Genomic DNA, 4368 nt, shown 5'->3' on the forward strand with positions numbered 1-4368 from the left:
CGGTCCGCAACGTGGCCTGGAACGCTGTAACTTATGCCATAACAGTGCTGCGGGAGGCTTCCCGGGTGAGGCAGGAGGTCAGGTGCTCGAAGGGAAAGCCAGTCGAGCACTGGATCCGCAATTACGCAGGCTCGAGCCGGAACCGGCTTGCGGGGGGCTGGTATCGGCTTGATAGCGCTTACCGCCTGCTGGAGCAGCAACTGCGGTACGTCGATGACGAGGACTTCATCAGCAGCATCGCGGAGGCCGCGCGCGCGGCGTATACCCAGGCCGTCATCGCCCTTGCCGAAGGGTTTTGTGAGGCGCTGCAAATGGAGGACTTCGACCTCAGCCGCCTGCCCCAGCAGCACATGGTGTTTGAACGGCACGTACGCCCGCACCTTGATCGAGAGAGGACGGCTTACTTCCTCGTGGACGCCCTCCGTTACGAGATGGGGGTTGACCTTGCCGGCCGCCTGGGGCGTGATGGCGAAGCAGCGTGCGAACCGTACCTGGGCATCCTCCCCGGAATCACCGAAGTGGGAATGGCAGCTCTCATGCCGGGTGCCGAAGAAGGAATGGAGCTGGCTGACAGGAACGGGAAGCTTGCGGTGCTGGTAAGGGGCCGGGTTTCTGGGGGCCCTGCTGAGCGGGCAGAACTGATACGAAGCCGGTACCCATCCGCGGTGGACCTTACGCTTGACGAGCTGCTCGATCTGTCGACCCGCAGACTGGGGCGCAGGCTTGAAGGGGCGAACCTGGTCGTCGTGCGCTCTAGAGAGCTGGATGAGTTCGGCGAGGGGGGAAATGATCGCCAGGCTCACAAATACATGAGCGATATCCTGGACGATCTGGCGCGGGCTTCGCGTGCGCTGGCGCGGGTGGGCTTCGAGCGTCAGGTTTTCGCTGCCGACCACGGCTACCTCTTCCTGCCCGAAGCCGACCTGGCCAACAAGGTGGATCCGCCGGGCGGGCATACCGTCTGCCTCCGTAGGCGGTCCTGGGCCGGGAGAGGCGGGAGGACGGAGGCCGATCTCGTGAGGGTCCCGTCGGTTAAACTGGGGATCGCAGGCGAGCTCGAATTGGCGTTTCCCGTAGAACTTGGCGTCTTCATCCTGGGGGGCGGCGGCTACTGTCACGGCGGCCTGACATTGCAGGAAATGGTGATCCCGGTGGTGTCCGTTGTGGTGAAAGCCAAAGCGCCGCCGAGTGAACAGAAGGGTGCGCCGCAACTGGCGCTCGCGTTCCCGCCGGGGAAGATCACTAACCGTATCTTCAGCGTGCAGGTTACCTACGAGAGCCTGGTGCCCGAACCCCTGACCCTCACGGCTGAACTTATCGTGGGCGGCAAGAGAGCAGGGGTCCTGGTCGCAGCCAACCAGGGTTACGACCCTGCGTCCCGGCAGGTAAAGCTCCAGCCCAATGAGCCCAATGCTCTTATTTTTCAGGTGACGGACACGGAGCTTCGTTCCGGGCTGGCCGACGTCGTGGTACTGGACGCGCTTTCCGGCATGAGGTTGGCCAGTTTGCCTTCTGTCCCGGTGGATCTGGTTCACTGAGAATCAGGGCCGTGCCGCGGGGAGGGGCGTGAGGTGGTCGCCACGGACGTGCTGGATCTGAAGGCCAATCAGGTTTTCCCCGGCCGGGTGGTGCGCAAGGACCTGGTCCGCAAGGTGAAGGTCGGGGCCAACGTTCCGGTCTTCGTGTTGGAGTACCTTCTCGGGAAATACTGCGCCACGGATGATCCGGTGGCTCTGGAACTGGGGCTCAAAGTGGTCAACGACACCGTGGCCGAGAACTACGTGCGCCCCGATGAGGCCATGAAGGCTCAGGCCAGAGTCCAGCAGGAGGGTCGCCACTCTTTCATAGACAAGGTTAAGGTACGCTACGTGTCCGAGGACGACAAATACTGGGCCGAGCTCGTCCATTTCGGGCACAAACACGTTCACATCCCTGAGGAGTACGTGAGGCAGTATGATCGCCTGCTGCTAGGTGGGATCTGGGCTCGTGTCGAGATACGCCACAGCTATGACGACACCGTGTCCCGGCGGCGCAGTCCCTTCTGGATCGACACTCTTGAGCCAATACAGCTGGCGGAGATGCGTCTCGACGAGTTCCGGCGGGGCCGGACCCAATTTGGTACCGATGAGTGGCTCGACCTGGTGATCCGCAGCATCGGGCTGGAACCTACCCACTTCGAGCGGCGGCTCAAGCTGTTACTGCTCGCCCGCCTCATCCCCATGGTGGAGTCAAACTACAACTTCATCGAACTGGGTCCCCGGGCAACGGGCAAATCCTTCGTTTACCAGGAGCTTTCTCCCTACGTCATCCTGCTTACCGGGCCCACCACGGTCGCCAACCTTTTTTACAACATCGCCAGCGGCAAGATGGGTCTGGTAGGCCTGTGGGATGCCATCGCCTTCGACGAGGTTGCCGATCTGGAGAAAATGCCCAAAGAGGTCATAACCACCCTTAAGACGTACTGCGAGTCCGGTTCCTTCGCAAGGGGCAAGGAGTCCCTCTCTGCCAGCGCCAGCGTGGCTATGTTCGGCAACACCAACCAGCCGGTAGAGGTGATGGTGCGCAGTTCGACCCTGTTCGCCCCCCTGCCGGAGGTCATACGGGAGGATATGGCCTTCCTGGACCGCATTCACTTCTACCTGCCGGGGTGGGAGATCCCCAAGGTCCGGAACGAGTTCCTGACCGATCACTACGGCTTCGTCTCTGACTATCTCGCAGAGGCCCTCAAGGAACTGCGCAAGCACAACCTGGCCGAGGCCATAGACAGCCACTTCGCCCTGGGCTCCCACCTCAATGCGCGGGACGCCAAGGCCGTGCGCAAGACCGTGGCTGGCTACCTTAAGCTCCTGCACCCGCACGGCGAATGGACGAAGGACGAACTCCGCGAGTACCTCGAAATGGCCCTCGAGGGCCGACGGCGGGTGAAGGAGCAGCTCAAGAAACTCGGGCCGTTCGAGTATCACCAGACTAGCTTCTCGTTCATCGACCAGGAAACGAGGGAGGAACGTTTCGTGGGCGTGCCCGAAGAAGGCGGGCGGAACCTGATCTCACCCGACCCGCTGGCTCCTGGCTCCCTCTACGCTGCTTCTGTCGGCGACGACGGCAGGGTGGCCCTCTTCCGCATAGAAGTGGGCACGTCTACTGGCACTGGTAAGCTCAGGGTGGCCGGCGGCATGGACACCAGCATGAAGGAAGCCCTGAACCGCGCCTTCTCCTACATGCAGGGCCACAAGGTGGAGTTGGGCATCGGTCACCAACTGGACACCACCGACTTGTACGTAGAAGGCATCGACCTCCTCGGTACCCGCGTCAGTTGTGACGCCGGCGTGGCCTTTTTCCTGGCCATTTACTCCGCCATCAAGAAGCTACCCGTGCTGCCTGCCATGCTGATACTCGGCGATATGACCGTCCAGGGCAACCCCAAGCCGGTGCGCTCCCTGGCCGAGCCCCTCCGTGTCGCCCTGGACAACGGGGCCAGACGCGCGTTGATCCCCATAGAGAACAAGCGCCACCTCCTTGACGTACCCTCCGACATAATCGAGCACGTCGACCCCATCTTCTACAAGGACCCCACGGCCGCCGCCCAAAAGGCCCTCTCTCTTTCCTGATATACGTAGGTGCTTGCACCCTACGCAAATGTTGTGCTCTCTCGCCAGAACTTGTGAAAAAAGTCGAGGGTCTGGCGACGAATGTCGTCCCCGACGCGTACCACGAACGCCTGCTTCTTCCCGAGACCGTTAAGGCTTTGTCCTATCAGCAGCATACATGCGTCGTCGATGATATACCGGTCGTGAAGTACAGATGCGCTGGCAATTCTCACCTCCAGGCTTCGGCCTTGTCTGCGGAACCCTTCCAAATCTCTGCGGAAACGGCTTTGGTCACGAATGTTTACCGTTAGCAGCTGAATAACGCAGGAGGGATCAATCTCGAGCAACACGTCGAGTGTATGCGTGTCCACGTAAGGGTCGCATAAGCGAACCGTGCCAATCAGCGACCGCAGAATGGTGTCGACCCGCCTGAGGTCCGAGAAGGCGGTGGCAGGATCGATCATTATCACGCCGCCGCCGTTTGTAGCCAGAAGCTGCTGTTCGCCGTCCCTTGTAATACGGTACAGCGCTTTGTCCTGCTTACGTCGCAGTACAAGCCGCTGATCACGCATTTGATTCAAGAGAGCAACTATCTTCTGGCGTGACAGGGGAATCCCATACTGGTCAGCCAGAATCTGCTCGATTTGCACTGCCGTCAAGTACGGATCGGGGCATTCGCGTAATGCGACGTTCAGCACCCACAGCAACTTTAGCTCGTCCGTCGGCAGGAGGTAGATGTTCTCACTCCTTGACGAGGTCAATCCGGGAGGTGGGGTGGAAT

3 protein-coding genes are annotated in these 4368 nt (G+C 60.9%); 2 read left to right on the forward strand and 1 reads right to left on the reverse strand.

Features of this window, described 5'->3' with window-relative positions:
* Nucleotides 1–1538: PglZ domain-containing protein (locus AB1609_16665; protein MEW6048080.1), on the forward strand; the 1538-nt coding region annotated here is incomplete at its 5' end.
* A gap of 33 nt (nucleotides 1539–1571) precedes the next feature.
* Nucleotides 1572–3608, forward strand: coding sequence for a protease Lon-related BREX system protein BrxL (gene brxL / locus AB1609_16670; protein MEW6048081.1), 2037 nt, complete (start codon nucleotides 1572–1574; stop codon nucleotides 3606–3608).
* A 20-nt stretch (nucleotides 3609–3628) separates the two neighbouring features.
* Here brxL and AB1609_16675 read toward each other — a convergent pair.
* Nucleotides 3629–4368 (reverse strand): hypothetical protein (locus tag AB1609_16675; protein ID MEW6048082.1); only part of this gene is annotated, 740 nt, incomplete at its 5' end.

The sequence above is a fragment of the Bacillota bacterium genome (assembly GCA_040754675.1).
GTDB lineage: Bacteria > Bacillota > Limnochordia > Limnochordales > Geochordaceae > Geochorda.